Source organism: Pollutimonas subterranea (assembly GCF_002849655.1).
GTDB lineage: Bacteria > Pseudomonadota > Gammaproteobacteria > Burkholderiales > Burkholderiaceae_B > Pollutimonas > Pollutimonas subterranea.
Genome location: NZ_PDNW01000007.1, coordinates 15,119 through 40,751, shown reverse-complemented (window position 1 = coordinate 40,751; position 25,633 = coordinate 15,119). Strand labels below are relative to the sequence as shown.

General features: G+C 66.6%; 25 protein-coding genes. 22 read left to right on the top strand and 3 right to left on the bottom strand.

The genetic code is table 11. From position 1 onward, the window contains the following. Position 1 precedes the first annotated feature (1 nt). Positions 2 to 2,164 carry a type IV conjugative transfer system coupling protein TraD gene (traD, locus tag CR159_RS09885; protein ID WP_086077279.1) on the top strand — a complete coding sequence of 721 codons (2,163 nt, stop codon included), beginning with the start codon at positions 2 to 4 and terminating at the stop codon, positions 2,162 to 2,164. Next, a complete protein-coding gene (locus CR159_RS09880) occupies positions 2,161 to 2,910 on the top strand; it encodes a TIGR03747 family integrating conjugative element membrane protein (protein ID WP_086077278.1) in 750 nt (249 codons plus the stop codon). The genes traD and CR159_RS09880 overlap by 4 nt, the downstream gene beginning before the upstream one ends. Positions 2,911 to 3,001: 91 nt before the next feature. On the opposite strand, the gene CR159_RS09875 is transcribed toward CR159_RS09880, so the two are convergent. Further along, on the bottom strand, positions 3,002 to 3,904 hold the full coding sequence (locus CR159_RS09875) for an AAA family ATPase (protein ID WP_233208245.1): 903 nt from the start codon (positions 3,902 to 3,904) through the stop codon (positions 3,002 to 3,004). A 133-nt stretch (positions 3,905 to 4,037) separates the two neighbouring features. Between CR159_RS09875 and CR159_RS09865 the strand changes: the two genes are divergently transcribed. From CR159_RS09865 to CR159_RS09830, 8 genes are all read left to right on the top strand, one after another. Further along, on the top strand, positions 4,038 to 4,712 hold the full coding sequence (locus CR159_RS09865) for a PFL_4703 family integrating conjugative element protein (RefSeq protein WP_086077269.1): 675 nt from the start codon (positions 4,038 to 4,040) through the stop codon (positions 4,710 to 4,712). Next, a complete protein-coding gene (locus CR159_RS09860; RefSeq protein ID WP_086077268.1) occupies positions 4,709 to 5,614 on the top strand; it encodes a TIGR03749 family integrating conjugative element protein in 906 nt (301 codons plus the stop codon). The genes CR159_RS09865 and CR159_RS09860 overlap by 4 nt, the downstream gene beginning before the upstream one ends. Continuing rightward, positions 5,604 to 7,067 carry a TIGR03752 family integrating conjugative element protein gene (locus CR159_RS09855; protein ID WP_086077267.1) on the top strand — a complete coding sequence of 488 codons (1,464 nt, stop codon included), beginning with the start codon at positions 5,604 to 5,606 and terminating at the stop codon, positions 7,065 to 7,067. The genes CR159_RS09860 and CR159_RS09855 overlap by 11 nt, the downstream gene beginning before the upstream one ends. Next, the gene (locus CR159_RS09850) at positions 7,048 to 7,482 is read left to right on the top strand and encodes a TIGR03751 family conjugal transfer lipoprotein (protein ID WP_086077266.1); all 435 of its coding nucleotides are present in this window, start codon (positions 7,048 to 7,050) and stop codon (positions 7,480 to 7,482) included. The genes CR159_RS09855 and CR159_RS09850 overlap by 20 nt, the downstream gene beginning before the upstream one ends. Continuing rightward, positions 7,482 to 10,364 carry a conjugative transfer ATPase gene (locus CR159_RS09845; RefSeq protein ID WP_086077265.1) on the top strand — a complete coding sequence of 961 codons (2,883 nt, stop codon included), beginning with the start codon at positions 7,482 to 7,484 and terminating at the stop codon, positions 10,362 to 10,364. The genes CR159_RS09850 and CR159_RS09845 overlap by 1 nt, the downstream gene beginning before the upstream one ends. Before the next feature lie 12 nt (positions 10,365 to 10,376). Next, entirely contained in the window at positions 10,377 to 11,117 is a 741-nt protein-coding gene (locus CR159_RS09840) for a DsbA family protein (protein WP_086077264.1), read from the top strand. Between the two features lie 195 nt (positions 11,118 to 11,312). After that, positions 11,313 to 11,807 (top strand): RadC family protein, encoded by a 495-nt coding sequence (gene radC / locus CR159_RS09835; protein ID WP_086077263.1) that lies wholly within the window; start codon positions 11,313 to 11,315, stop codon positions 11,805 to 11,807. 241 nt (positions 11,808 to 12,048) lie between these two features. After that, entirely contained in the window at positions 12,049 to 12,501 is a 453-nt protein-coding gene (locus tag CR159_RS09830; RefSeq protein ID WP_033470501.1) for a hypothetical protein, read from the top strand. Positions 12,502 to 12,759: 258 nt separating this feature from the next. On the opposite strand, the gene CR159_RS09825 is transcribed toward CR159_RS09830, so the two are convergent. Together CR159_RS09825 and nhaR are read right to left on the bottom strand one after the other, a co-directional pair. Next, complete coding sequence (locus tag CR159_RS09825; protein WP_439650519.1) at positions 12,760 to 13,722, bottom strand: L-threonylcarbamoyladenylate synthase; 963 nt, start codon at positions 13,720 to 13,722, stop codon at positions 12,760 to 12,762. 20 nt (positions 13,723 to 13,742) lie between these two features. After that, on the bottom strand, positions 13,743 to 14,663 hold the full coding sequence (gene nhaR / locus CR159_RS09820; protein ID WP_050485079.1) for a transcriptional activator NhaR: 921 nt from the start codon (positions 14,661 to 14,663) through the stop codon (positions 13,743 to 13,745). 191 nt (positions 14,664 to 14,854) lie between these two features. On the opposite strand from nhaR, the gene CR159_RS09815 reads away from it, so the two are divergent. From CR159_RS09815 to CR159_RS09760, 12 genes are all read left to right on the top strand, one after another. Next, the gene (locus CR159_RS09815) at positions 14,855 to 15,385 is read left to right on the top strand and encodes a hypothetical protein (protein ID WP_042928646.1); all 531 of its coding nucleotides are present in this window, start codon (positions 14,855 to 14,857) and stop codon (positions 15,383 to 15,385) included. Next, positions 15,382 to 16,332 (top strand): sodium-dependent bicarbonate transport family permease, encoded by a 951-nt coding sequence (locus CR159_RS09810; RefSeq protein WP_042928645.1) that lies wholly within the window; start codon positions 15,382 to 15,384, stop codon positions 16,330 to 16,332. The genes CR159_RS09815 and CR159_RS09810 overlap by 4 nt, the downstream gene beginning before the upstream one ends. Before the next feature lie 4 nt (positions 16,333 to 16,336). Next, positions 16,337 to 16,639 (top strand): P-II family nitrogen regulator, encoded by a 303-nt coding sequence (locus CR159_RS09805; protein WP_042928643.1) that lies wholly within the window; start codon positions 16,337 to 16,339, stop codon positions 16,637 to 16,639. Continuing rightward, positions 16,639 to 17,250: a hypothetical protein gene (locus tag CR159_RS09800; protein ID WP_048512751.1), complete on the top strand. Its 612-nt coding sequence runs from the start codon at positions 16,639 to 16,641 to the stop codon at positions 17,248 to 17,250. Before CR159_RS09805 ends, CR159_RS09800 begins: the two co-directional genes overlap by 1 nt. 16 nt (positions 17,251 to 17,266) lie before the next feature. Further along, complete coding sequence (gene htpX, locus CR159_RS09795; protein WP_042928641.1) at positions 17,267 to 18,142, top strand: protease HtpX; 876 nt, start codon at positions 17,267 to 17,269, stop codon at positions 18,140 to 18,142. Between the two features lie 113 nt (positions 18,143 to 18,255). Next, entirely contained in the window at positions 18,256 to 18,765 is a 510-nt protein-coding gene (locus tag CR159_RS09790; protein ID WP_102073821.1) for a universal stress protein, read from the top strand. Continuing rightward, a complete protein-coding gene (locus CR159_RS09785) occupies positions 18,762 to 21,665 on the top strand; it encodes a cation-translocating P-type ATPase (RefSeq protein WP_199173282.1) in 2,904 nt (967 codons plus the stop codon). The genes CR159_RS09790 and CR159_RS09785 overlap by 4 nt, the downstream gene beginning before the upstream one ends. Further along, positions 21,658 to 22,407, top strand: a complete 750-nt coding sequence (locus CR159_RS09780) for a VC0807 family protein (RefSeq protein ID WP_207949512.1) — start codon at positions 21,658 to 21,660, stop codon at positions 22,405 to 22,407. The genes CR159_RS09785 and CR159_RS09780 overlap by 8 nt, the downstream gene beginning before the upstream one ends. Further along, positions 22,404 to 22,631, top strand: a complete 228-nt coding sequence (locus CR159_RS09775) for an amphi-Trp domain-containing protein (protein ID WP_042928639.1) — start codon at positions 22,404 to 22,406, stop codon at positions 22,629 to 22,631. Before CR159_RS09780 ends, CR159_RS09775 begins: the two co-directional genes overlap by 4 nt. Beyond that, positions 22,628 to 23,626: a YcjF family protein gene (locus CR159_RS09770; RefSeq protein ID WP_033470479.1), complete on the top strand. Its 999-nt coding sequence runs from the start codon at positions 22,628 to 22,630 to the stop codon at positions 23,624 to 23,626. Before CR159_RS09775 ends, CR159_RS09770 begins: the two co-directional genes overlap by 4 nt. A 66-nt stretch (positions 23,627 to 23,692) precedes the next feature. Continuing rightward, positions 23,693 to 24,787, top strand: coding sequence for a calcium/sodium antiporter (locus tag CR159_RS09765; protein ID WP_042928637.1), 1,095 nt, complete (start codon positions 23,693 to 23,695; stop codon positions 24,785 to 24,787). After that, positions 24,784 to 25,632, top strand: a complete 849-nt coding sequence (locus tag CR159_RS09760) for a DUF6671 family protein (RefSeq protein WP_042928636.1) — start codon at positions 24,784 to 24,786, stop codon at positions 25,630 to 25,632. The genes CR159_RS09765 and CR159_RS09760 overlap by 4 nt, the downstream gene beginning before the upstream one ends. Position 25,633: the final 1 nt, after the last annotated feature.

Sequence of the window (25,633 nt, the reverse complement as noted above, 5' to 3'; positions counted from 1 at the left end):
AATGGCCCAGCCGCATGCGGTCGAGGTTCTGCTGCGGCCAGCGGTGGAGCTTTACACCGTGGCGGTCTGCACCGGCGCCGCGATTCTGTGCCTGGTGGCACCGTGGTCGCTCGCGCTGAATCCGCTGCTCGGCCTGGGCGCGGCGCTGGCTTTCCTGACCTTCGGCGCCATCCGCCTTAATGACGCCTGGGCGATTCTGCGCTACCGGCGCAACATCCGCCGCCTGCCGCGCTACGTGATGATCAGCCGCGACGTGCCGGTGAGCCAGCAACGGCTGTTCATCGGCCGGGGTTTCAAGTGGGAGCAGCGGCACACGCACCGGCTGATGCAGACCTACCGGCCGGAGTTCCGCCGATTCGTGGAGCCGACCGCGATCTACCGCGCGGCGCGGCGGATGGAGGAGCGGCTGGAATTCGCGCCGTTTCCACTATCGAAGCTTGCGCGGGTCCTGGCCTGGGACAGCCCTTTCAATCCGGCCCGGCCGCTGCCGCCGGTGGGCGGACAGCCACGGCTGCACGGCATCGAACCCCACGAGACCGACGTGACGCTGCCGCTGGGCGAGCGCGTGGGCCACTCGCTTGTGCTCGGCACCACGCGCGTGGGCAAGACGCGGCTGGCCGAGCTGTTCATCACGCAGGACATCCGCCGCCGCAATGCGGCAGGCGAGTACGAGGTGGTGATCGTTTTCGACCCCAAGGGCGATGCCGACCTCTTGAAACGCATGTACGTGGAGGCCAAGCGCGCGGGGCGCGAAGGCGAGTTCTACGTCTTCCACCTGGGCTGGCCGGACATCAGCGCGCGCTACAACGCGGTGGGCCGCTTCGGGCGCATCTCCGAGGTCGCCACCCGCATCGCGGGCCAGCTCTCCGGCGAAGGCAACAGCGCCGCATTCCGCGAGTTCGCCTGGCGCTTCGTCAACATCATAGCCCGCGCCCTGGTGGAGCTGGGGCAGCGGCCCGACTACCTGCTGATCCAGCGCCACGTCATCAACATCGACGCGCTGTTCATCGAGTACGCCCAGCACTACTTCGCCAAGAACGAGCCGAAGGCCTGGGAGGTCATCGTCCAGCTCGAAGCCAGGCTCAACGACAAGAACATCCCGCGCAACATGATCGGGCGCGAGAAGCGCGTCGTGGCGCTGGAGCAGTACCTGTCGCAGGTGCGCGTCTACGACCCGGTGCTCGATGGCCTGCGCAGCGCCGTGCGTTACGACCGGACCTACTTCGACAAGATCGTCGCCTCGCTGCTGCCGCTGCTGGAGAAGCTGACCACCGGCAAGATCGCGCAACTGCTCGCACCGAACTATTCGGACCTGTCCGACCCGCGGCCGATCTTCGACTGGATGCAAATCATCCGCAAACGCGCGGTGGTCTACGTGGGGCTGGATGCGTTGTCCGATGCCGAAGTGGCCGCAGCGGTGGGCAACTCCATGTTCTCCGACCTCGTTTCCGTCGCGGGGCACATCTACAAGTTCGGCATCGACGACGGCCTGCCCGGATCGGCGACTGGCGTGAAGGTGCCCATCAACGTCCATGCCGACGAGTTCAACGAACTCATGGGCGACGAGTTCATCCCGATGGTCAATAAGGGCGGCGGCGCGGGCGTGCAGGTGACGGCCTACACGCAAACGCTCTCGGACATCGAGGCGCGCATCGGCAACCGCGCCAAAGCCGGCCAGGTGATCGGCAACTTCAACAACCTCTTCATGTTGAGGGTAAGAGAGACCGCCACCGCGGAACTGCTGACGCGGCAACTGCCCAAGGTCGATGTCCATGCCACCGCGATCATGAGCGGCGCCACCGACAGCTCCGATCCGCTCGGCAACACCGCCTTCACGTCCAGCACCCAGGACCGCATCAGCACGACCAGCGTGCCGCTGATCGAGCCCGCACATGTGGTGGCCTTGCCCAAGGGGCAGTGCTTCGCGCTGATCGAGGGCGGCACGCTCTGGAAGGTGCGCATGCCCTTGCCGGCCCCCGACCCCGACGAGGCCATGCCCCAGGATCTGCAGCAGTTGGCCGGCTACATGCGCCAGCACTACGTCGAGGCCGGCGACTGGTGGGAGAACCAAGGCATGCAGGGCCTGCAGGACGGCGCATTGCCCGCCGACCTGCTGGACGACTTCAAACAGATGGCGACCGCCGCTGACGGAGTGGAAGCATGAGCGACCCGGCCGTCGCGGCACAGCGCCAGCAGCAACGACAGCAGGGGCTGATCGCCGGCCTGGTCACGTTGCCGTTCCGCTTCTTCGGCGTGCTGTGCGGCGCGCTGCTGCTGTGCATCCTGATCGAATGCGTCGGCATGCACTTCTTCTGGCCCGATCAGGGCTGGCGTCACGCCCAGGGCATGCTGCACTACGAGCTGGATCAGCTCTCCACGCATTTCACGCGCAGCGCGCTGGTGCAGGAGCCGGGGCGCACCGCGCACCGGCTGGTCGAGGAGGGCTACGACTGGCTGTTCGTGAAAAGCGGCCTGCTGGACTGGATACACGACGCCTCGGCGCAGGCCAGCGCCGGCAGCCATCGCCCGACCAAGGATTTCCGCTACTACATCGGCCTGGTCTACGTGAACGTGGAGAGCTACCTGATCGCGGCGGCCTACACGACGCTGGTCTTCCTCGTGCGGCTGCTGGTGCTTTGCCTGACCCTGCCGCTGTTCCTGATGGCCGCCTTCGTCGGGCTGGTGGACGGCCTGGTGCGCCGGGATGTGCGCCGCTTCGGCGCGGGCCGCGAATCGGGGTTCATCTATCACCGCGCCAGGGCCAGCCTGATCCCGCTGGCCGTGCTGCCGTGGGTGACTTACCTCGCACTGCCGGTCAGCGTGAACCCGCTGCTGATCCTGCTGCCCAGCGCCGCATTGCTCGGCGTGGCGGTGTGCATTGCGGCGGCGACGTTCAAGAAATATCTGTAGCTGCAGCCCTGCGCCAGATCAGATGAACGATGCCACAGTTTCGGTTCTCTGCTTCGTCAAGTACTCCAGCATCGGCGTGAACGAATACATCTCAAGCAATCTTCTTCTGCCTGTCTCGCAGAGACGCGGCCCAGTTCTTCAAAGCCTGGATGTCCTGAAAAAGATCAGCAGGTGGTGGCGGCACGGCATTCCTACCGCTGGATGGATCGTGTGCGTCAACAATGTCGCAGCACTTCTTGAATCCGGCGGCAAAAGCATCGCAGTCAGCCTCGGTGAGCGCACTGACCTTCTTCAGGTCCCTGGCGTTGATGTAGTCCCTATGGCGTTGAATAACGCGGACGAAAGCGATGTCCTCCAGGCCGCGCTCCCATGTGGCGCGCAGCGAGTTGTAGAGCTTTGCCACCTCGACCGCGTACTCGTCTTCCTGGTTGTTGTCATGCAGCAGCTTTGCCGCACGTGCAGCCTTCTCCAGCTTGTCGATGCGATCTTCGACGCTCTGGGCCTTCCAGGGCAGGCCGTCGGCTACCATACCGGCTCCCGCGGCGCCACGACTGAGCGTCGTGAGCCGCACTGCCCGCCCGGTCTTCGTCGCGTGGTCATTCAGATCGTTCACGAACACCAGATCATGCGTGAAGACGATGACCTGACGGTTCTCCGCTTCTTCCACGAGACGCTTGGCCACCTGCCCACGCCAGCGATGGTCCAACGAGGACACCGGGTCATCGAAGACCAGAGCAGAGCGGTGCATCGCGGTGGCAAGCTCGGTCATGAAGGCGGCCAGCGCCACGCAGGTCTTTTCCCCTTCGCTCAGGATTTCGTGGACCTTGGCATCCGGCTTTGCGAAGAGGCGCACCTGATACTGCGGTGAGCCGTACTTGCCGCCGGAGCGCACGATTTCGACGCGAACCTTCGAGGCCGCAAGCCTGACGATCTCTTCCTGAAATCTGTCGCGCAGCCGAGGCGTAATCACGGTGTCGGCAATGTCATTGCCCATCTTGGTGATAGTGTTCGTCGCCGTGTCGCCTGACCTTGCGCTATCCAGTGCTCGCCGCTCACCTGGGCGGGTGCCGTCTGATCATCCGCACGGGCTGGTGGAGCACACGGCGCACGGCCCACCGAGGTGCGGCATGAGCCGTTTCAAGAATGAGGTCGCGCACCTGCAGGCACACGTGAAGACGCTGCGCCTGGGCGGCGCGGCGCTGTTTGTGGTGGCGCTGCTGCTCGGCTTCGGCTGGTGGAGCGCGCCGCGCGATCTGACCATCCACGTGCCCCCCGACCTGCGCTCGGGCAGCGTGCGCAAGTGGTGGGACGTGCCGCCCGAGAGCGTGTACGCGTTCAGCTTCTACATCTGGCAGCAGGTGCAGCGCTGGCCCACCAACGGCGAGACCGACTACCCGCGCAACCTGCACGCGCTGTCGGCCTACCTGACGCCGAGCTGCCGGGCCTTCCTGCAACAGGACTACGAGTACCGTCGCGCAAGCGGCGAGCTGCGGCAGCGCGTGCGCGGCATCTACGAGATTCCCGGCCGCGGCTATGGCGACAGCCCCAGCACGCGCGTCAAGGCGGTCTCCGACCGCGACTGGATCGTCACGCTGGACGTGAGCGCCGACGAGTACCACGGCTCCGAGCAGGTCAAGCGTGCCCTGGTGCGCTACGCCCTGAAGGTTGTGCGCATGGACGTCGATCCCGAGCGCAACCCCTTCGGCCTGGCGCTGGACTGCCATGCCAGCGCGCCTCAGCGCATCGAGACGTCGCCGACGCCCGGCGCCGCATCCGGCCACTCGCAGGGAGACTCCCCATGAAACGCCATGCCCTGTCGGCCTTTGCCGGCGTCTTGCTGTGGCTCGCGCTCGCGCCGGCTCAGGCTGTAGAAATCCTGCGCTGGGAACGCCTGCCGCTGGCGGTGCCGCTGGTGGTCGGCCAGGAGCGCGTGATCTTCATCGACCGCAACGTGCGTGTCGGCGTACCGGACAGCGCGGCCGCGCACCTGCGGGTGCAGAGCGCCGGCGGTGCGATTTACCTGCGGGCGAGCGAGCCGCTGCCGCCGACGCGACTGCAGTTGCAGGACGTGGAATCCGGCGCGCTGATTCTGCTCGACATCGCTGCCGAATCAGCGCAGGACGGACAGCCCCTGCTGGAGCCAGTGCGCATCGTGGACGCGCAGCAGTCGCCCGCCACGCGCTACGGCGGCGAGACGGCCAGCGCCACGGAAGCCGCCGCGCCGGATCGGCCAGTGCGCAAGCGCGAAACACCCGTCCCGGTCGTTTTGACACGTTACGCCGCGCAGAACCTGTACGCGCCGTTGCGTACCGTCGAGCCGGTCGCCGGGATCGGCCGCGTGAACCTGCGCCGCGACCTCCCGCTGGACACCCTGCTGCCGACGCTGCCGGTGCAGGCGCGGGCCTTGGCCGCCTGGCGGCTCGAAGACCAGTGGGTGACGGCGGTGCGGCTCACCAACACGGCGGCGCGCTGGCTGGACCTCGATCCGCGTGCGCTGCAGGGCAATTTCGTGGCGGCCACCTTCCAGCACCCGAACCTGGGGCCGGCCGGCCACGCGTCCGACACCACCGTGGTCTACCTGGTCACGCGCGGCCGCGGTCTGGCCGAGGCGCTGCTGCCCAGGCTGAGCCCCATCGACGCCAGCGTGAATCTGCCGCCGTCCGGTGCCGCCGGCACGGCAGGAGGAGCGTCCTATGAAAAGTAACCCGCTGCTCAAGTGGCTGCTGATCCCCGTGATCCTGCTGCTGGTGTTCGTCGGCATCAAGCTGTTCTCCGGCCCCGCCGGCCAGCGGCCCGCGCTGTCGGGCACGGCCAACCCGCTCACGCCCGAGGAGATGAAGGCCCTGGGCATCGAGGGCGACACGCCGCGCGACACGGTGGCCACGCTGGTCGCGCAGGTGAAACAGTTGCGCACCGAGCTGCAGACCGCGCTGGGCGACAACCGGCAGCAGAAGACCGAGAACGAGCGCCTGCGCACCCGCGAGAGCGCGATCGACCAGCGCATCCAGACCGCGCTCGAAAGCGAACGCAGCCGCTTGCAGCAGGAACGCGAGCAGGTGGCGAGCGAGAAGCAGCAGACGCAGGGGTTGCTGCAGGATCTGCAGCAGCGGCTCGATGGCCTCTCAGGCAAAGGCGGCCAGATCGACCTGCCCGTCGGGCTGGGTCTGGAAGAAGGCGACGGCAAGCGCTTCGGCAACGATGACGGCAGCGGCGCAGGCAACGGCACACACTGGGTCGAACCAGGCGATGCCAAGACCGATGCCCGCAACAGCAGCAAGGAACCGAGCTTTCCGCTGAGCTTCGGCCCGGCGCAGAAAACCCTGTCGGCCGCCGTGGAGTCCGTCGCCGACGCCGGCGGGCGTGCGGTGGTCGGCGCCGTGGGTGCTACCACGACGCCGTTCTACACGGTGCCGCGCAATGCAACGCTGATGGGTTCGGTGGCGATGACGGCGCTGATCGGCCGCGTGCCCATCGACGGCACGGTCAATGACCCGTACCCCTTCAAGGTGCTGATCGGCCCGGACAACCTGACGGCAAACGGCATCGACATCCCCGACGTGGCCGGCGCCGTGGTCAGCGGCACGGCCTCTGGGGACTGGACGCTTTCGTGCGTGCGCGGGCAAATCCGTTCGGTCACTTTCGTGTTCCACGACGGCACCATCCGCACCGTGCCCGAGGACGGCAACCGGGACCAGCGCGGCGGGCAAGCCAGCGCCAACAGCACGACGAGTGCCACGCAAGGCGGCCTCGGCTGGATCAGCGATCCCTATGGCATTCCCTGCGTCAGCGGCGAGCGGCGCAGCAACGCGCAGCAGTACCTCGGCAGCCAGGCGCTGATCACCGCGGCCGGCGCGGGCGCGGCCTCGCTCATCAAATCCGACAACGGCAGCGTCGCCGTGGTCGCCAACGGCAACGGCTCGCTCGGCACGGTCGGCATCGGCGGCAACGAAGCGATGGGCCGCATCCTGGCCGGTGGCGTGCGCGACATGGCCGATTGGGTCAACAAGTTGTATGGCCAGGCCTTCGCGGCCGTCTACGTGCAGCCCGGCGCCAGGGTCGCCGTACATCTGGAGCAGCCGCTCCACATCGACCACGACGCCCAGGGGCGTCGGGTGAGCCACCGCATCGGAGAAGCCCATGCCTCGGACCTGGATTGACGCGGCCGCCGTGTTGCTGGCGGCTGCCTTGCTCGGCGGCTGCGCGACCAGCAAGGAGAAGTTGCTGCCCCACGGCCACAACACCATGCTCGACATCTGGCAGCAGGAGACCGGCGGCGGCGAAGGCAGCGGCCCCATCGCACGGCAACTGCTCGACGCACGCCAGAGCCTGCGTCGGCCGTTGACCGAAGCCGACGTGCAGGCCGCGCCCGCCGTGCAGGAGCGCTACACGCGCACCGCGGGCAACGAAATCTACCGGCAGTTTCATCGCCTGCCGAATCCCGACCTGGTGATGTACGTGTACCCGCATCTGACCGGCACCGACCCGGTGCCGGTGCCTGGCTACAGCACGGTGTTCCCGTTGTACCAGCGCGTGCAGTACGCAATGCCCGGCGAGCGGGTGGAGGACTATTGATGGCCTGGTCGCTGCCATGGCCGCGGAAGGCGGCCCCGTCGCCCGCCGCAGGGGCTCGTGCAGCCGACGCCTGGGAACGGCATTTGTCGACGCTGGCCGCACAGGGCATACCCGAGCCCGGCGGCGCGCTCGCCGGCCAGCGCCGGCCCGCGACCCAGGCCGACCACGACGCGCTCTACACCGTCGCGCCGTCGTTCGCGGACATGCTGCCGTGGGTCGAGTACCTGCCGGGCTCGAAGATCATGCTGCTCGAAGACGGGCAGTCGGTGGCCGCGTTCTTCGAGCTGCTGCCGGTGGGCACTGAAGGCCGCGAGCTGGCCTGGCTGTGGCAGGCCCGCGATGCGCTGGAGAACGCCCTGCAGGACTCCTTCGACGAACTCGATGAGAACCCCTGGGTGGTGCAGCTCTACGCCCAGGACGAAGCCGATTGGAACCACTACCTGAGCAACTTGGCGGGCTACGTGCAGCCGCGTGCGCAGGGCAGCGCGTTCAGCGAGTTCTACCTGCGCTTCTTTGCCCACCACCTGCGCGCCATCGCCAAGCCGGGCGGGTTGTTCGAGGACACCACCGTCACCCGTCTGCCGTGGCGCGGCCAGGTGCGGCGCGTGCGCATGGTGGTCTACCGCCGCACGCCCACGGCCGCGGCCACGCGGCGCGGCCAGTCGCCCGAGCAGGCGCTGACCACGATCTGCGACCGCCTGGTGGGCGGGCTGGCGAATGCCGGGGTGAAGGCCCGGCGCCTCGGCGCGGCGGACATCCACGCCTGGCTGCTGCGCTGGTTCAATCCACATCCGACCCTGCTCGGCCCGAACGCCGAAGACCGCGAGCGCTTCTATGCGCTGACCCGCTACCCCGACGAGCCCGAGGAGGGCGAAGTCGAACTCTCCAGCGGCACCGACTTCGCGCAGCGGCTGTTCTTCGGCCCGCCGCGCTCGGATGTCGAGCAGGGCCTGTGGTTCTTCGATGGGCTCCCGCATCGCGTCATCGTGATGGATCGCCTGCGCACGCCGCCGGCGACCGGACACCTGACGGGCGAGACGCGCAAGGGCGGCGACGCCATGAACGCGCTGTTCGACCAGATGCCGGAAGACACGGTGATGTGCCTGACCGTGGTGGCGACACCGCAGGACGTGCTGGAAAGCCATCTCAATCACCTCGCCAAGAAGGCCGTCGGCGAAACCCTGGCCTCCGAACAGACGCGCGCGGATGTGCAGCAGGCCCGCGGCCTGATAGGCAGCGCGCACAAGCTCTACCGCGGCGCGCTGGCGTTCTACCTGCGTGGTCGAGATCAGGCCCAGCTCGACGCGCGCGGCCTGCAACTCGTCAACGTGATGCTCAACGCGGGCCTGCAGCCGGTGCGCGAGGAAGACGAGGTGGCGCCACTGAACAGCTACCTGCGCTGGCTGCCCTGCGTTTACGACCCGGCCGCCGACAAGCGCGGGTGGTACACGCAGCTCATGTTCGCGCAGCACGCCGCGAACCTGGCGCCGGTCTGGGGCCGCAGCCAGGGCACAGGCCACCCCGGCATCACCTTCTTCAACCGCGGCGGCGGCACGATCAGCTTCGACCCACTGAACCGGCTCGACCGGCAGATGAATGCGCATCTGTTCTTGTTCGGTCCCACGGGTTCGGGCAAATCCGCGACCCTCAACAACCTGCTCAACCAGGTCACCGCCATCTACCGGCCGCGGCTGTTCATCGTCGAGGCGGGCAACTCGTTCGGGCTGTTCGGCGACTTCGCCGCGCGCCTTGGGCTCGGAGTCAACCGCGTGAAGCTCGCACCAGGCTCGGGCGTCAGCCTGGCCCCGTTTGCCGATGCATGGCGCCTGGTCGATACGCCGGGCCAGGTGCAGACGCTCGACGCCGACGCGCTCGACGAGGACCGCGCCGAAACTGCCGCGGCGATGGAAGGCGACGAGCAGCGCGACGTGCTCGGCGAGTTGGAGATCACGGCGCGGCTGATGATCACGGGCGGTGAAGAGCGTGAGGAAGCGCGCATGACGCGCGCCGACCGCAGCCTGATCCGCCAGTGCATCCTCGATGCGGCGCGGCGTTGCGTGGCCGAGCAACGCACGGTGCTTACGCGCGACGTGCGCGACGCGCTGCGCGAGCGCAGCCGCGATGCCACGCTGCCGGAGGCGCGGCGGGCGCGGCTGCAGGAGATGGCGGACGCGATGGATATGTTCTGCCAGGGCGTGGACGGTGAGATGTTCGACCGTCCGGGAACGCCGTGGCCCGAGGCTGACATCACGATCGTGGATCTCGCCACCTTCGCCCGCGAGGGCTACAACGCGCAGCTCTCCATTGCCTACATCTCGCTCATCAACACGGTGAACAACATCGCCGAGCGGGACCAGTACCTGGGCCGGCCCATCGTCAACGTGACGGACGAAGGCCACATCATCACCAAGAACCCGCTGCTCTCGCCGTACATCGTCAAGATCACCAAGATGTGGCGCAAGCTCGGCGCCTGGTTCTGGCTGGCCACGCAAAACCTCGACGACTTGCCCAAGGCGGCCGAGCCCATGCTCAACATGATCGAGTGGTGGATCTGCCTGTCGATGCCGCCGGATGAGGTGGAGAAGGTCGCGCGCTTCCGCGAACTCAACGCTTCGCAGAAGGCGCTGATGCTGTCCGCGCGCAAGCAGGCCGGCGCCTTCTCGGAGGGCGTCATCCTCTCCAAGAGCATGGAAGTGCTGTTCCGCGCCGTGCCGCCCAGTCTCTACCTGGCGATGGCGATGACCGAGCCCGAGGAGAAGGCCGAACGCTTCCAGTTGATGCAGCAGCACGGCATCAGCGAGCTGGATGCCGCCTTCCGCGTGGCCGAGAAGATCGACCGCGCCCGCGGCATCGAGCCGCTGGCGCTGGATGCATTGGCCTGAAGGAGGAACAGCATGCGCCTGCCTTCGTTCACTCGACGCCATACCCTGATCGCGCTGCTGGTCGCGGCGGTGGCCGCCGCCGGGTGGCTACTCCTGCGCACGCCCGATGCGACCCCGGAGTTCATGCATCCGATCACGACCGTGCCCGAGCCACCGAAGCCGGCCGGGCCGCCGTGGCTGTACGGCCGCAGCGATGCCCGCTTCACGGTGGTCGGTTACGCCGACCTGGAGTGCCCGTACTGCCGGGCGTACTTCCCGACGCTGCAGCGCTGGATCGACGCCCACCGCGAGGTGAACTGGCAGTGGCATCACCTGCCGCTGTCCATGCACGAGCCTGCCGCGACCGCCGGGGCACGCCTGGCCGAGTGCGCGGGCGAGGTGGGCGGGCATGCCGCGTTCTGGCAGGCGGTGGCGTGGCTCTACTCGAACACCCGTGGCGACGGCCAGGGCCTGCCGGAGGGCCTGCGCTATCCCGACCTCACGCCAACCATGCTGGGTTGTCTCGACAGCGATCGCCCCGATGCCGTGATCCGCGCCCAGGCGGTGGAAGCAGCGCAGCAGGGCATCGCGGCCACGCCGGCCTTGCAACTGCGCGATCGCGAGTCCGGCAAGTCCATTCTGCTGCACGGCCCCGTCGAAGGCGATGCTTTGCTGTCGGCCATCGACCTGCTCGCCGCCGGCAACACGACCGTAGCCGAACCCGCCCACTCCCCAGACATGCCCGCCGGCGTTGCCGGTGACATGCCCAGGTAGCCATCGATCTTCAAGGCTACGGCGCGGCTTGTCCGCGTTGATCGAAACCCGTTCGCATCGCATCCCTTGACGCGAACAGCCACTGCGTCCGCGGTGGTGGATGCCCGCTCGTCACCTGTTTCATCCCCATCGTCCCCAGGAGGGTTTGCCCTCCAGGGGCAGGCGCCCTCCGATCTCATCCATTGGAGGTTCGTCATGTCTTTTGTCATCGCCGACTCCCGCCCGGAGTCGCTCACCCTGATCGCCGCCCAGCACGAAGACTGGATCATCCGGCAGGCCATCTCCCTGCTGGAGAACCGCGTGTTCAAGGCCGGTCCAGCGCTGGGCAGTCCCGCCGTCGTGCGCGACTACCTGCGCCTGAAACTGGTCGCGGAGCCGAACGAAATCTTCGCCGTCGTGTTTCTCGACAGCCAGCACCAGGTGCTCGCCTTTGAGCCGCTGTTCAAGGGCACGGTCGACCAGACTTCGGTTTATCCGAGGGTGGTTGTCCAGCGTGCGCTGACGCTCAACGCCTCGGCGCTGATCCTGGCGCATCAGCACCCCTCGGGAAACACCGAGCCATCGGCCGCTGATCGTGCGATCACCGAGCGGCTGAAGAGCGCCCTGGCCACCGTCGATGTCCGGGTGCTGGATCACTTCATCGTCGGCAAGGGCAGTCCGTACTCGTTCGCCGAAGCCGGCTTGTTGTAGTCCGCAGGCGCCCCTTCCGGGGGCGCCTGTGCCTCTTGCCCATCTCCACAAGAACTGCTCTGGAAGGCTCCGGTTGCCACGTTCGCGATGCGCTCTGATGGTCACAATTTTCGGATGCTTGGAAAGCTTGTGGGATAGGCGGCTGAACCGGCCTATCCCTGTTGAGAAGCACGCCCATACGTGGAAGAAAATAGCAAATTTTCTAACGAGACTCCGCCTAAGACCGACGGGTGATAGGAGTGTGCTCGCTGGGCCAGACCGCCAGATCGTTAGTGCGACGCGGTTGAAGCGGGTATGCGGCCGCACGGCGTTGCCGGCGGGACTGCGCGACCGGCCAGCGACCAGCAAGCTGTTCGCATGGCTGGCCCAGACCCTCAACGGCGATATGTTTCCGCCTTCTTTGGTGAAAACGACACCGGCCGCTCACCACTTGACGCGGGTTGCGGAGTTCCTGGCGGCTGTCGATCCTGAAAGCGGGCAGCTCAGCTTCTTCCCCTACCAGTTCGAGGTGATTCCGATCGAGCTCATCAGCTCGATCTACGAGCAGTTCGCGCACGCTGAGCCGTGGACAGATGGAAAGCGCACAGAAGCGTTGCAAAACGGCGTGCACTACACGCGACTGTCCGTCGTCGTCTCGCTGATCCTCGATGAGGTCATGGATGGCCTATCTGGACGGGAGCGGTGCTGGATTTGACGTGCTGCTCCGGTGTCTTCCAGGCCGAAGCGTTGTGGCGCTTCGTTCATCTTCGCTCGCAAGGTCAGCCGTCCACGAGGGAGGTGATTCGCTCGACGCTCTACGGGCGAGTCTATGGCGTGGACATCAGCGAAGCCGCGATTTGCGTCGCTGCGTTCAGGCGTCCGCGCGCCCCTGCTTTAGTTGCGTGCCCTCGTGAACTGCTCGCTCCCGCACGCATTGAGGCGGCGTTCCGCCAAGCTGCGCTGCCACCGTCCGCTAAAGAGATCGGGTCGCACGGCGCAAGCGGTCGTGTATGGCCGCCCATGCCGGTTCGTCCGGCGGCAGCGCAATCAGCAAGACCTCGCAACTGGTGGCATCGGCCTCGTGCAAAGCCGCGTAAAGCGCGCGCGCATAGTCTTCGGACTGCGAGGGCATCGGCCAGAACTTCGCCACCGGCCAATTTGCGGGGCGCTGCGCAAGCAGCCCGGTACGCCGGCCTGGAAACGGCGCCTCGGCCAGCCCGGCCGGGGCCAGCCCGGCCGGGATCCGGTAGCACGGCGTGCGCGGCGCGTAATGCGAGGCCAGGGCGCCTGGCACGCGAGGCGCTGCCGCAGCAACGGTGCCCGCAAGAAACAGGTGGCGCGCGAGCATATCGGTGGTGATGGCGCCGGGACGCAGAATGCGCGGATGTTCACGACTGAGATCGACGATGGTCGACTCGATGCCGACCAGGCAGGGGCCGCCATCGACCACCGCCGCGATCTTTCCGGCCAGGTGTCGCCGCACATGCGCCGCCGTGGTCGGACTGATTTGACCAAAAGGATTCGCGGATGGCGCGGCCAGGCCCCGACCGAACTGTCGCAAGACGGCCTGCGGTACCGGATGTGCCGGCACGCGTAGCGCGACGGTCGTTTGGCCGCCGGTCACCAGCGGCGAAACCGTTCGCGCGGCAGGCAGCACCAGGGTGAGCGGACCTGGCCAAAAGGCCGAAGCCAGCCGCCAGACCACCTCCGGTACCTCGGTGACCCAGTCCGACAGTTGCTCGGTGGCGGCGAGATGCACGATCAGCGGGTGATCGGCCGGGCGGCCTTTGGCGCGAAAGATCGCGCGCAAGGCATCGGGGTTGGTCGCATCGGCGGCCAACCCATAAACGGTCTCGAAAGGCAGCGCCACGAGTTCCCCCGCCCGCAGCAGGTTCACGGCGGTGGACAGATCGTCCGGGTGGGAAGTAAGTTGCAACATGATCAGGACTCCCGCATTTACCGCGCCATTTGGCCGTCGCCCTGCGGAACGAAGACCGCGCCGCGGGCGGCTTCCAGGACGGCGCGAACCTCCGGATGCTGGATGCGCCGTTCCGTGCTGATCAGCCAGAATGCCTCGCGCACCTCCTCCAGCCGCCCCACCTCGCTGACGCCGTAGCGCGCGCAGATCTCGTCCGAGAGGATCGCGGGCGCGGGGAAATAGCCTTCACCCGCCTGTGCAAAGACCTTCATCAGGGCGCTGTCATCGAACTCCCCGATGACCCGTGGGTACAGGCGTGACTCGCCCAGCCAGAGGTCGATCTCGCCCCGTACCGCCGCGTTCTGACCGGGCAGCAGCAGTGGCGCCCCGTTCAGACAGGCTGGAAAAGCCGCGCCGCGCCGCGCCAGCTCGGGCGCGGCAAAAAAGGCGACGGCACTTTCACCCAGCTTGCGGCTGTGGCCGCGGACCGCCAACCCTGCCGGCATCGGGCGATCGGCCAGCACCATCTCCAGCCGGTGCAGTGCCAATTCCCCGAGCAACCAGTCGATCGTGCCCTCGTGGCACACCAGCCGTATCGGCTTCTCCACCCTCTTCAGCGAAGCCAGCAACCGGTGTGTCAGCGACTTGGGGATCGCATCGGAAATACCGACGCGAAACGTAGCCATCGTCTGCTCCGGGATTGCGTTCGCCCGCAGCGAGGAGACCATCTCGTGACCCAGCGCGAAGATCTCGTCGGCGTAGGACAGCGCAACGCGCCCCGCCTCGGTGAGTTCGAGTCCGCGTCCGGCAGGCTTGAACAAGGCCGTTCCGAGGTCGTCCTCGAGCAGCTTGATTTGGGCGCTGACGGTTTGCGGCGTCAGATGCAACTTATTGGACGCCGCCGCCACACTCCCGGCGTGGGCCACCGCCCAGAAGTAGCGCAGGTGTTTGAGATTCATTATCTGCTATTCGCAACTTTTTACGAAGTGTCTGTGAATTATATTCGACTTTACATGAATCATCCAGACCGTCAAAATTCACCAGGTTACCTTCCGGGTAACAACAGGACGGGTCCTGCACGGCCTTTCGCGCCTCAGGCGCTCGTGGTGAGAAGCGTCCAGTGCCCGCCACCTACGCAGGGGATGAAGACATGCCGACCGAGTCCAGAAGCGCCTTCTTGCTCGTGCGCAGCGATGGGGATCTGGAGCGCGCCAGCGAAGATCTGGCCGCTTACCTGTCGATTCTGCGCCGCCGGTTGCCCGCCAGCGACGTTGAAACCGTGCAAGGCATCTGGATCGACGAAGAAGGCGTGGCGAACTTGCCGTGCGCGCTGGTTCTGCCGGATGCGGCCGGCGCGCGGCGAACCGTCCGTATCCTGGAGACAACAGGGATCAACGGGATCTGGATGCTGTGCTGGCTCGAGACGGCGGCAAGCGCCGTCTCCCGCGTCGACCTGGTGGCGGCGCTGTTGGACTGCTTCGGCCATGAAGACGCGACCACGCTCGCCGCACGCTTCATCCCGGTCTTCGCAGGCAATGCGCCCGACTCCAGCGTGAGCGCGGAGCTGCAGGTGCTCGAAGCACGCTACCCGGAACTCGTGCTGCCGCCGATCTACCAGGACGCCGGCGGCAGCCTGGTCCTGCCATCGGCGCAGCCGCACGATGAAGGAACGCCATCTTGAGCACCCTCGACCCCGTCCTGCTGTTCTTCCTGCTCGGCTTGGCCGCTGGCCTGCTGCGCTCGGAGCTGCGACTGCCCGCGGCCGTCTATGAACTGGTGAGCATGCTGCTGCTGCTCGCCATCGGCCTCAAGGGCGGCATCGAACTCGCCAGGCAACCCTTCGGTGACCTCGCGCTGCAAGCCCTCGCGGTCATGGCGATGGGCGTACTGTTGCCGCTGGTCGCCTTTCCGGTGCTGCGGTTCATGGGGCGTTTCCCCCGTGCGGACGCGGCATCCGTTGCCGCCCACTATGGCTCGGTGAGCGTCGGCACCTATGCCGTCGCCACCACCTATTTCGCCAGCCGGCAGATCGAGTTCGAGTCGCACATGCCGTTCCTGCTCGCCGTGCTGGAGATCCCGGCCATCCTGGTGGGGATCCTGCTGGCCCGCGGGTTCTCCCGTGACATGCGGATCGGCACGGTCGCGCATGAGGTGTTTCTGGGCAAGGGCATCGTGCTGCTCGTCGGCGGGCTGCTGATCGGCTGGGCCGCCGGCCCGGAGGGACTGACTTCCGTCAAGCCGCTGTTCTTCGATCTGTTCAAGGGAATCCTTGCCCTGTTCCTCCTGGAAATGGGGCTGATCACGGCCGCCCAGTTCGGCAGCCTGCGGCGGCACGGCCTGTTCCTCGTGCTGTTCGGCATCGGCATGCCGCTGTTCTCCTCCGTGGTGGGCATCGCGCTGGGTTACGGACTCGGGCTGTCGCTGGGGGGCACGGCCATGCTGGCCATCCTGGCAGCGAGTGCGTCCTACATCGCCGTGCCCGCCGCCATGCGCATTTCGGTGCCGGAGGCCAACCCGACGCTGTCGCTGGCCGCTTCCTTGGGCGTCACTTTCCCGTTCAACGTCCTGGTCGGCATTCCGCTCTATCACGCCATGGCGACGCAAGCATTCGCCCTGACCGGAGGCTAGGTTCATGAACAGTTCGATGCGCAAACTGCTGACCATCATCACCGAGGCCGCCCTGGAGAGCGTCTTGATCAAGGACCTCGAACGCCTGGGAGTCCGGGGCTACACCATTACCGACGCCCGCGGCAAGGGCAGCCGGGGCGTGCGCAGCTCCGCGTGGGATGCGAGCAGCAACATCCGCATCGAGGTCGTATGCGATGCGGCGACCGCCGAGGCCATCGCCGCACATCTGCAGGCCCGCTACTACGAGAACTACGCCATGATCCTGTTCGTGTCCGACGTCGCGGTGCTGCGGCCGGAGAAGTTCTGATGGCAAAAAGAAACTTGGCGCAGGCCGCATCGTGGCTGGGAAATATTCGGGCGCGCACCTGGCTGATCCTGGGCGGGCTCGCCTTCGCCATCGTCGGCCTGCTCGTCTGGGCCGGCATCGCGCTGTTGTCCTGGCTGTGGGCGCAGGCGCCGGTGGCGACGGAGACCGGCAAGCGTTTGGCCGACGAGGCGGCGGCAACGGTTGAACAGGCAGCGCCCGGTCTCAAAGAGCAGGCGGAGCGCTGGCTGCCGGGCATTCAGGAGCAGGCGGACCGGTGGCTGCCGGGCCTCGGCGAAGCGCCGCCCGCGCGCGATGTCAGCGGCACCGACCTCGGCCCGGTCCCGCGCTTCCCAGGCCTGGTGCGCAGTCATTACGCGCGCGATGGCGAGACGACCGAAGTGCGTTACGCCGGCCGCGCGGGTTTCGACGCGGCGCTGGCGCACTATGTCCGGGGCTTCGCCGACGCCGGGTTCGTCCAGGAGGTGATTTCCGCCATGCCAGAGGAGGAAAGGCACCGGTTTCGACATAGTCAGGAGTCCATCGAGTTCGCGCTGATGCGCCGCCCGGGCGGTTTGATCGAAGTTCGTTTGCAACATTCCTCACGGCAATGATGCCAGGGAGCCGAGCATGAAGCGCATCGTCCTGTTTCTCGCCACCAACCTGGCCATTTTGCTGGTGCTCTCGGTCAGCATGCGCCTGCTGGGGGTGGAGCCATGGCTGAACGAACAGGGACTGAACTTGACGGCGCTGCTGATCTTCGCCGCGGTGATGGGCTTCGGCGGATCGCTCATCTCGCTGGCCGTCTCCAAGTGGATGGCCAAGAAGATGATGGGCGTGCGGGTGATCAAGGCGCCATCGAATACGACCGAAGCCTGGCTGGTAGATACGGTTCGCAAGTACGCGCGGCAGGCGGGCATAGGCATGCCCGAGGTAGGCATTTACGACGCGCCCGACGTCAACGCCTTCGCCACCGGGATGAGCAGGAACAAGGCGCTGATCGCCGTCTCCACCGGCCTCTTGCAGCAGATGACGCGCGAGGAGGCAGAAGCCGTGCTGGGCCATGAAGTCGCGCACGCCGCCAATGGCGACATGGTGACGCTGGCGCTGATCCAGGGCGTGGTGAACACCTTCGTGCTGTTCCTCTCGCGGGTGATCGGCCACACGGTGGACCGGATAATCTTCAAGAGCGAGAACGGGCACGGCCCGGCATTCTGGGTGACGGTCATCATCGCCGACTTGGTGCTGGGCATCCTGGCCTCCCTCATCGTCATGTGGTTCTCGCGCCAACGGGAGTTCCGCGCCGACGCGGGCGGCGCGTCACTGGCCGGGCGCGGCGCCATGATTGCAGCGTTGGAGCGGCTCAGTGCGCTGCAGCCTGCGTCCCTGCCCGACAAGATGACGGCCTTCGGCATCGCCGGCGGAGGTGCGTCGGGTCTCAAGCGCCTGTTCATGACCCACCCGCCGCTGACCAAACGCATCGCGGCGCTCAAGGCAGCGCAATGAATGCGCACGCGGCTTGCAGCCCGCCTGTTGCTGGGCGCGGTGGTGGTCTGAGTCCTACTGCCGTTCGATCTGATTTCCCGACTATAGCTGGCCATTGGAAAGGAACCCGCGCCATGTTGAAAATACTCGTTCCGGTCGACGGCTCAAGCAACTCGCTCCATGCGGTGCTGCACGTCGTCAATGAATTCAGGAAGAACGCGGCGTTGGAAATTCATCTATTGAATGTTCAGACGCCATTTTCCCAATACGTTTCACGATTCGTGAGCAGAAGAGATCGCCACGATTTCCATCGCGATCAGGCCGAGTTGGCGCTGCTGCCAAGCAGACAGATGCTAGACAGGTTCGGGGTGCCCTATGAAGCGCACATGGAACTTGGGGAAAAGGCATACGTCATTACCGACGCGGCGCGCCGCCTCCACTGCGACCATATCGTGGTGGGTGCCGCACGCAAGAGCTCGCTGATCCGGATGGTCGAGAACTCGACGATCAACAAGGTGATTGAGCTGACGACCGTCCCGGTCAAGGTTGTGGCAGGAGACCCGGTGTCCCCGCTGGAACGCTACGGCATTCCAGCCGGCGTCGGCACGGGCTTGGCATCGTTGTTCTTTGCAGCCGCCGAATGATTGCCATGAGTCGACTCCCTGGCAACCAAGAAGAACGCGTGCACAAGCTGAGCATGAAAGCAACGGCGCAACAAGCCATCACGAGCAACGCGTCTGCTATGAATGGTGGTTCCAGCGGCGCTGCGGGCATGCCGGATCGGCAGCCGTGGCACGCACTGGGCGTGGACGAGACGGTCGCGCGTATGGAGACGCGTCCGGATGGCCTCACCAACGCGGAAGCCGTGCAGCGTCTGAAGACCTACGGGTCCAATGTGATCCCCCGGGGCAAAGGGGACACCGCCCTCGACCTGATCTGGCGGCAGGTCAACAACCCCTTGATCTGGGTGCTGATCGTGTCGGCGCTGGTGGCGATGGCTGTCGACCCCACCGGCGGGGTCAAGAACGGGCTGGTGATCCTGGCGGTGGTGGTGCTCAACACGATCATCGGCTTCGTGCAGGAGTTCAAGGCCGGCAAGGCGATCGAGGCGCTCAGCCGCATGGTGCCGGAGAATGTTTCCGCCTTGCGCGAGGGCCGCAAACTCACCCTCCCGGCAGCGGATCTCGTCCCCGGCGACATGGTCCTGCTCGCCAGCGGAGACAAGGTGCCCGCGGACATGCGCCTGATCCAGTTGCGCAACCTGCAGATCGAGGAGGCGGCGCTCACCGGCGAGTCGGTGCCGACGGAGAAACGGCTCGCCCCGGTGGCATCCGAGGCGGGCATCGGCGACCGAACCTGCATGGTCTTTGGCGGCACGCTGGTCACCTACGGGACGGGGACCGCGGTGGTGGTCGAGACCGGCGCCAGGACCGAGCTCGGCCGCATCTCCACCATGCTGAGGGAAACGACCGATCTGCAGACTCCGCTCACCAAGGCGCTGGCCAAAATCGGCTGGTACATCACCATCGCGATCGTTGTCATCGCGATCGGAATCCTCTTGCTCGGGACCTGGCGAACCATGGCCGAGACCGGGGTCGAGTGGCTTCCGGCCCTGCGCGAGACGGTCATCTTCGCCATCGCGCTGGCGGTGGGCGCCATCCCCGAGGGGCTGCCGGCGATCGTGACCATCGCGCTGGCGATCGGCGTGCAGCGCATGGCGACGCGCCGTGCCGTGGTGCGCAAGCTCCCCGCCGTCGAGACCCTCGGCTCGACCACCGTCATCTGCTCTGACAAGACCGGGACCCTTACCCGCAACGAGATGACCGTGCAGGAGCTCTGGACGCCCGCCTCCGGCGCCTTTGCCGTGTCGGGCGTCGGCTACGCGCCCAAGGGGCAACTGCAGCGCGAGGGAACGCTCGTCAAGACGGCGCCTGCGGACCTGACTGATCTGCTGCTCGCCGGGGTGCTGTGCAACGACGCCTCGCTCGCGAACGAGGAGGGGCAGTGGAAGATCCATGGCGATCCGACGGAGGGCGCGCTCGTTGTCGCCGCGGAAAAGGTCGCGCTGGACGTGGAGAAAGCGCGGGCGCAACACAAGCGCCTGGATACGATTCCGTTCGAGTCCGAGAACCAGTTCATGGCCACACTCCACGCGCAGGACGGCGGACGCATCCTGCTCAAGGGTGCGCCGGAGGCCGTGCTAAAGCGTTGCGCCACGACGCCGGGCGGCCGTGTGCTCGATATGGAGGCGGTGCTACGCGAGGTCGAAAAGCTGGCCGCCAAGGGGATGCGGGTGCTGGCGTTCGCCGCCCAGCCCGCGCGCGGGCAGACTGGCATCGAGATGCACGACACGCAAAGCGGGTTCACCTTCCTCGGGCTCCAGGGCATGATCGACCCGCCGCGTCCCGAGGCAATCGCGGCGATCGCGCTCTGCCATCAGGCCGGGATTACCGTGAAGATGATCACCGGCGACCACCAGGGCACGGCGCAGGCGATCGCGGACCAGCTCAACATCCTCCCTAAGAATCCCGCAGCACCCAAGGCGATCGCCGGGGCCCAGCTCGCGCAGATGTCCGAAGTGCAGCTGCGTGATGCGGCGGGCGCGTGCAACGTCTTTGCGCGCGTCGCGCCGGAGCACAAGCTCGGCCTGGTGCGTGCCCTGCAGAGCCGCAACGAAGTGGTCGCGATGACCGGCGACGGCGTCAACGATGCGCCCGCGCTCAAGCAGGCGAATATCGGCGTGGCGATGGGGATCACCGGGACCAGCGTCTCCAAGGAGGCGGCGGGGATCGTGCTCGCCGACGACAACTTCGCTTCCATCGCCGCGGCGGTCGAGGAAGGGCGGCGCGTCTACGACAACCTCATCAAGTCGCTCGCCTTCGTGCTGCCGACCAACCTCGGGCTGGCGCTGATCCTGATGTGGGCGGTAGCCTTTTTCCCGTTCGCCGATGTCACGCACGTCATCGACGGCGTCGCCCATACGATGCGCGAGCTGCTGATGCCGATGACGCCGGCGCAGTTGCTATGGATCAATCTGGTAGCGGCGGTGGCGCTGGCGCTGCCGCTCGCGTTCGAGGCGAAAGAGCCCAACGTCATGAGGCGCCCACCGCGCAACCCGGCCGCGCCAGTGCTGAGCGGGTTCGTCGTCATGCGCACCTTCGTGGTGGCGATCCTGATGACCGCCGGGGCGCTCGGGCTCTTCCTCTACGAGTTCCGAGCCGCGGGAGACAGCGGACCCGCAGCGCTCGCCAAGGCGCAAACGATGGCCGTCACCACGGTGATCATGTTCCAGATCTTCTACCTGCTCAACTGCCGCTCGCTGCGTGACTCGATGCTGAAGATCGGGGTGTTCAGCAACAAGACCGTGTTCGTCGGGATCGCGGCGATCCTCGTGCTGCAGGCGCTGTTCGTCTACGCCCCGTTCATGCACGAGATCTTCGCGTCCGCGCCCCTCTCCGCTGGCGACGTGCTTTTGAGCATCGTTGTCGGCGCCCTCATCCTGCCGGTGATCGGTCTCGAGAAGTGGTGGCGAAATCGTGGCTGAAATCAAGCACGGGGCGCGCCGGGGGGCGGCGTGCCATTCCACTGCACCTTCTTCGGCATCCGGGAAAAACAACCCACTGATCGAACTGCTGATCGCTATCGTCATTCCCTCTCTGATCCTGATGAAGCTGAGCGGCCCGGAAGACCTGGGCGCCGTCAACGCGCTGCTGCTGGCGCTGGCTTTCCCGCTGGCCTGGGGCGCGCGGGATTTGCTTACCCGGCGCAAGCTCAACCTGTTCGCCGTGCTCGGTCTGGTCAGCATCCTGCTTACCGGCGGGATCGGCCTGCTGCAACTGGACACGCGGTGGCTGGCCATCAAGGAAGCCGCCATTCCCGGCCTGATCGGTCTGGCCGTGGCCATTTCCGCCCATAGCCGCTACCCGCTGGTGCGGGTGCTGCTGTTCACGCCGGCGCTGATGGATGTCGAGCGGATTCAGCGCGGCCTGGACGAACGCGGCAAGCGTGCCGCCTTCAAGACGCGCCTGCGGGCCGCCACCTGGATGCTGGCCGGCTCGTTCTTTTTTTCCTCCGTCATGAACTACTTTCTCGCCACCTGGATCGTCACCAGTCCATCCGGCTCCCCCGCCTTCAACGAAGAGCTGGGGCGGCTCACCCTGTTTAGCTATCCCATGATCGCGCTGCCCTCCATGTTGATCATGATGGCCGCGCTCTATTTCCTGGCGCGCTCCCTCCGCGAGTTGGCCGGACTGAAACTCACCGAAGCACTGAAAGGACACGCATGAACAGCAAACCTGAACGCGATGTGGAAAAAACCTACCCCCTGCCGGAGTTCATTGCGAAATTGCGGCGCCTGGCCGATGCGCTCGAACAGGGCGAACGCTTTGAAATCCAGATCGCGGGCGAAAGAATCTCGGTGCCGGTGCGGGCGGTCTGCAACATCGAACACGAACGGGAAGGCGAGTCGGAAGAAATCGAATTCCAGATCAGATGGAAGAACCCGCAATGAACCCCGAACAGCAGAAAGCCATCCTCGCCATCGCCCTCCACGCCGCCTTCGCCGACGGCGCCAAGCACGACCGCGAGCGCGAGGAAATCCGCCGCATCGCCGAGTCGCTGGGCGGCGAAGCGGGCGCGCCTGATCTCGCCCGCCTCTATCAGGACGTGCTGCTCAAGCGCATCAGCCTGGATGCCGCCGTTACCGCGTTGCAAGACCCCGGCGAGCACCCTGAAGGGCATGAACGCCAGCTGGCCTATGAAATGGCGGTGTGCGTGTGCGACGCCGACGGTCGCCAGAGCGAGGCCGAGCAGCGCTTCCTGAACGAGCTGAAAGCCCTGTTGAAGCTCGATGCGGGGCAGACCGCCGCCTTCGAGCGCGAGGCCGACGCCATTGTCGAGCTCAGCGAGGCCGCGGCCCCCGTAGCCGCGGCAGGCGCCGCCGCTGTAGCCGCCGCGCCCGGGCCGGTGGTGGCGGCGCAGCCGAACGTGTCCGAGGCGGAACTCGACAAGTCCATCCTCAACTACGCCTTGATGAACGGTGCGCTGGAACTACTGCCGCAGTCCTGGGCATCGATGGCCATCATCCCGCTGCAGATCAAGATGGTCTACGGCATCGGCAGCGCCCACGGCGTCCAGCTCGACCAGGGCCACATCAAGGAATTCATCGCCGCCGCCGGGGTCGGCCTCACCTCGCAATATCTGGAGCAGTTCGGCCGCAAGCTGCTGGGCGGCCTGCTCGGCAAGGCAGCGGGCAGGACCTTCGGCAAGGTGGGAAGCGCGGCCACCGGCATGGCGTTCTCCTTCGCCACCACCTACGCCCTGGGGCAGCTCGCCAAACGCTATTACGCCGGCGGCCGGGTGATGAATACGGTGATGCTTAAGGATACGTTCCAGAACCTGCTCGGCCCCGCCAAGCAGATGCAAACGCAATACCTGCCCCAGATCCAGCAACAGGCTGCAACGCTCGATATGGGGCGGGTCATGGCCATGGTGCGCGGGCGGTGATCGGCGATGCGGGTTTTCCCCACAGTGCGCGCATCTTTTGGTCAGACTTCTTGAGGCTTTGATTTCATGACGCTTACGGTTGTTGTTTTTCTGGTGCTGGGCCTGGTGCTGCTGGTGGCTGGCGCCGAGTTGCTGGTGCGCGGCGCCGCGCGCCTCGCGGCCCGTTTCGGGATTTCGCCGCTGGTGATCGGACTCACCGTGGTCGCCTTCGGCACCAGTTCGCCGGAGCTGGCGGTCAGCGTTCAGTCCGGTCTTTCGGGACAGGCAGACATCGCCGTCGGCAACATCGTTGGCAGCAACATCTTCAACGTGCTGGTGGTGCTCGGGCTTTCTGCGCTCATCGCGCCGCTGGTGGTTCAGCAGCAGCTCGTCCGCTTCGACGTGCCGCTGGTGATCGGTGTGTCGGTGCTGTTTTGGGTCATGGCGCTCGATGGCCGCATCGGCCTGTTCGATGGTCTGCTGCTCACGGCCGGCATCGTGGCTTATACGGTCTTCGCTATCCGCCAGAGTCGCCAGGAAAGCCCGGAAATACAGGCCGAATATGCGCGGGAGTTCGACGGCGGCGCGAGCGCATGGATCGACCGGTTGCCGGTCCAGATCGTCTTCATCGCCGCGGGCCTGGCGCTGCTCGTGCTCGGCGCCACCTGGCTGGTCGACAGCGCGGTGGCGATCGCGCACGCCTTCGGGGTGAGCGAGATCGTCATCGGCCTGACCATCGTCGCCGTCGGCACCAGCCTGCCCGAGCTGGCCACTTCCCTGGTGGCCGCGCTGCGCGGCGAGCGCGACATCGCCGTGGGCAACGTGATCGGCAGCAGCCTGTTCAATCTCCTGGCAATCGCCGGCATCGCCGCCTTGGTCACGCCCGGCGGGCTCGACGTGGCCGCCGCGCTGGTCCGCTTCGATCTGCCGGTGATGATCGCGGTGGCGCTCGCGTGCCTGCCCATCTTCGCCACCGGCCACCGGATCGCGCGCTGGGAGGGGGCGCTGTTCCTCGGCTATTACGCCGTCTATGTGTCGTACCTGATTCTTGCGGCCACGCAGCACATGGCACTGCCGGCGTACAGCGCCACCATGCTGGGCTTCGTGCTGCCGCTCACAGTCATCACGCTGATTGTGCTGCTGGCGCGCCATCGGACGCTGCCGACCGCTGCGGCGCCATGACCCGCGTTGTCTACGCCGGAACACGCATCGCCCTGCTCACCCAGCACGGCAAGGAGCGCGTGATTGCCTCGGTGCTCGACACAGCGCTCGGCTGCCAGGTGGAACGGGTCGGCGGCTACGACACCGATCTCCTCGGCACCTTCACCCGCGAGATCCCGCGCGCCGGCAAGCAGCTCGAGGCGGCGCGCAAGAAGGCGCGCCTCGGCATGGAGATGTCCGGACTTTCGCTCGGGCTCGCCAGCGAGGGCTCGTTCGGGCCGGACCCGATGGTGGGGATGTTCCCCTGGAACGTGGAGTTCCTCATCTTCATCGACGACGAGCAGGGGCTCGAGATCGTCGGCGTCGCGCAGGGCAAGGCGATCCACGCGCATCTTCTGACCGGCGACTGGACGGCGGCCGAGGCCTTCGCCCGGCAGGCGGCGTTTCCCGCGCACCATCTGGTCGTGCGCCCCGAGGGCGAGAACGACCCGCGCCTGCGCAAGGGGATCGCCGCCTGGGAGGAGCTTAAAGCCGCGTTCGCCTGGGCGCAGGCGCAATCGGCGAGCGGCCAGGTGTTCCTGGAGACCGACCTGCGGGCCCACGCCAACCCCACGCGCATGGAGATGATCCGGCTTGCGGCCGAGGACCTGGTCGCCAAGCTCGGCTCGCCCTGTCCGGCCTGCGGCGCGCCGGGGTTCTGGCTCGTCGAGCGCATTGCGGGCCTGCTCTGTGGCGACTGCGGCGCCCCGACCCGCGAGACCCGCGCCGAGGTGTACGGCTGCCTGAAGTGCGCGCATCGCGAAACGCGCGAGCGCCCCGAGCCGCAGTACGCCGATCCGGGGCGCTGCGATTACTGCAATCCATGAG

Bases quoted from the DNA above. Each gene is read 5' to 3' on its own strand.
- traD (WP_086077279.1), top strand. From the start codon at position 2: ATGGCCCAGCCGCATGCGGTCGAGGTTCTGCTGCGGCCAGCGGTGGAG.
- CR159_RS09880 (WP_086077278.1), top strand. From the start codon at position 2,161: ATGAGCGACCCGGCCGTCGCGGCACAGCGCCAGCAGCAACGACAGCAG.
- CR159_RS09875 (WP_233208245.1), bottom strand. From the start codon at position 3,904: ATGGGCAATGACATTGCCGACACCGTGATTACGCCTCGGCTGCGCGAC.
- CR159_RS09865 (WP_086077269.1), top strand. From the start codon at position 4,038: ATGAGCCGTTTCAAGAATGAGGTCGCGCACCTGCAGGCACACGTGAAG.
- CR159_RS09860 (WP_086077268.1), top strand. From the start codon at position 4,709: ATGAAACGCCATGCCCTGTCGGCCTTTGCCGGCGTCTTGCTGTGGCTC.
- CR159_RS09855 (WP_086077267.1), top strand. From the start codon at position 5,604: ATGAAAAGTAACCCGCTGCTCAAGTGGCTGCTGATCCCCGTGATCCTG.
- CR159_RS09850 (WP_086077266.1), top strand. From the start codon at position 7,048: ATGCCTCGGACCTGGATTGACGCGGCCGCCGTGTTGCTGGCGGCTGCC.
- CR159_RS09845 (WP_086077265.1), top strand. From the start codon at position 7,482: ATGGCCTGGTCGCTGCCATGGCCGCGGAAGGCGGCCCCGTCGCCCGCC.
- CR159_RS09840 (WP_086077264.1), top strand. From the start codon at position 10,377: ATGCGCCTGCCTTCGTTCACTCGACGCCATACCCTGATCGCGCTGCTG.
- radC (WP_086077263.1), top strand. From the start codon at position 11,313: ATGTCTTTTGTCATCGCCGACTCCCGCCCGGAGTCGCTCACCCTGATC.
- nhaR (WP_050485079.1), bottom strand. From the start codon at position 14,663: ATGAATCTCAAACACCTGCGCTACTTCTGGGCGGTGGCCCACGCCGGG.
- CR159_RS09815 (WP_042928646.1), top strand. From the start codon at position 14,855: ATGCCGACCGAGTCCAGAAGCGCCTTCTTGCTCGTGCGCAGCGATGGG.
- CR159_RS09805 (WP_042928643.1), top strand. From the start codon at position 16,337: ATGAACAGTTCGATGCGCAAACTGCTGACCATCATCACCGAGGCCGCC.
- CR159_RS09800 (WP_048512751.1), top strand. From the start codon at position 16,639: ATGGCAAAAAGAAACTTGGCGCAGGCCGCATCGTGGCTGGGAAATATT.
- htpX (WP_042928641.1), top strand. From the start codon at position 17,267: ATGAAGCGCATCGTCCTGTTTCTCGCCACCAACCTGGCCATTTTGCTG.
- CR159_RS09790 (WP_102073821.1), top strand. From the start codon at position 18,256: ATGTTGAAAATACTCGTTCCGGTCGACGGCTCAAGCAACTCGCTCCAT.
- CR159_RS09785 (WP_199173282.1), top strand. From the start codon at position 18,762: ATGATTGCCATGAGTCGACTCCCTGGCAACCAAGAAGAACGCGTGCAC.
- CR159_RS09775 (WP_042928639.1), top strand. From the start codon at position 22,404: ATGAACAGCAAACCTGAACGCGATGTGGAAAAAACCTACCCCCTGCCG.
- CR159_RS09770 (WP_033470479.1), top strand. From the start codon at position 22,628: ATGAACCCCGAACAGCAGAAAGCCATCCTCGCCATCGCCCTCCACGCC.
- CR159_RS09765 (WP_042928637.1), top strand. From the start codon at position 23,693: ATGACGCTTACGGTTGTTGTTTTTCTGGTGCTGGGCCTGGTGCTGCTG.
- CR159_RS09760 (WP_042928636.1), top strand. From the start codon at position 24,784: ATGACCCGCGTTGTCTACGCCGGAACACGCATCGCCCTGCTCACCCAG.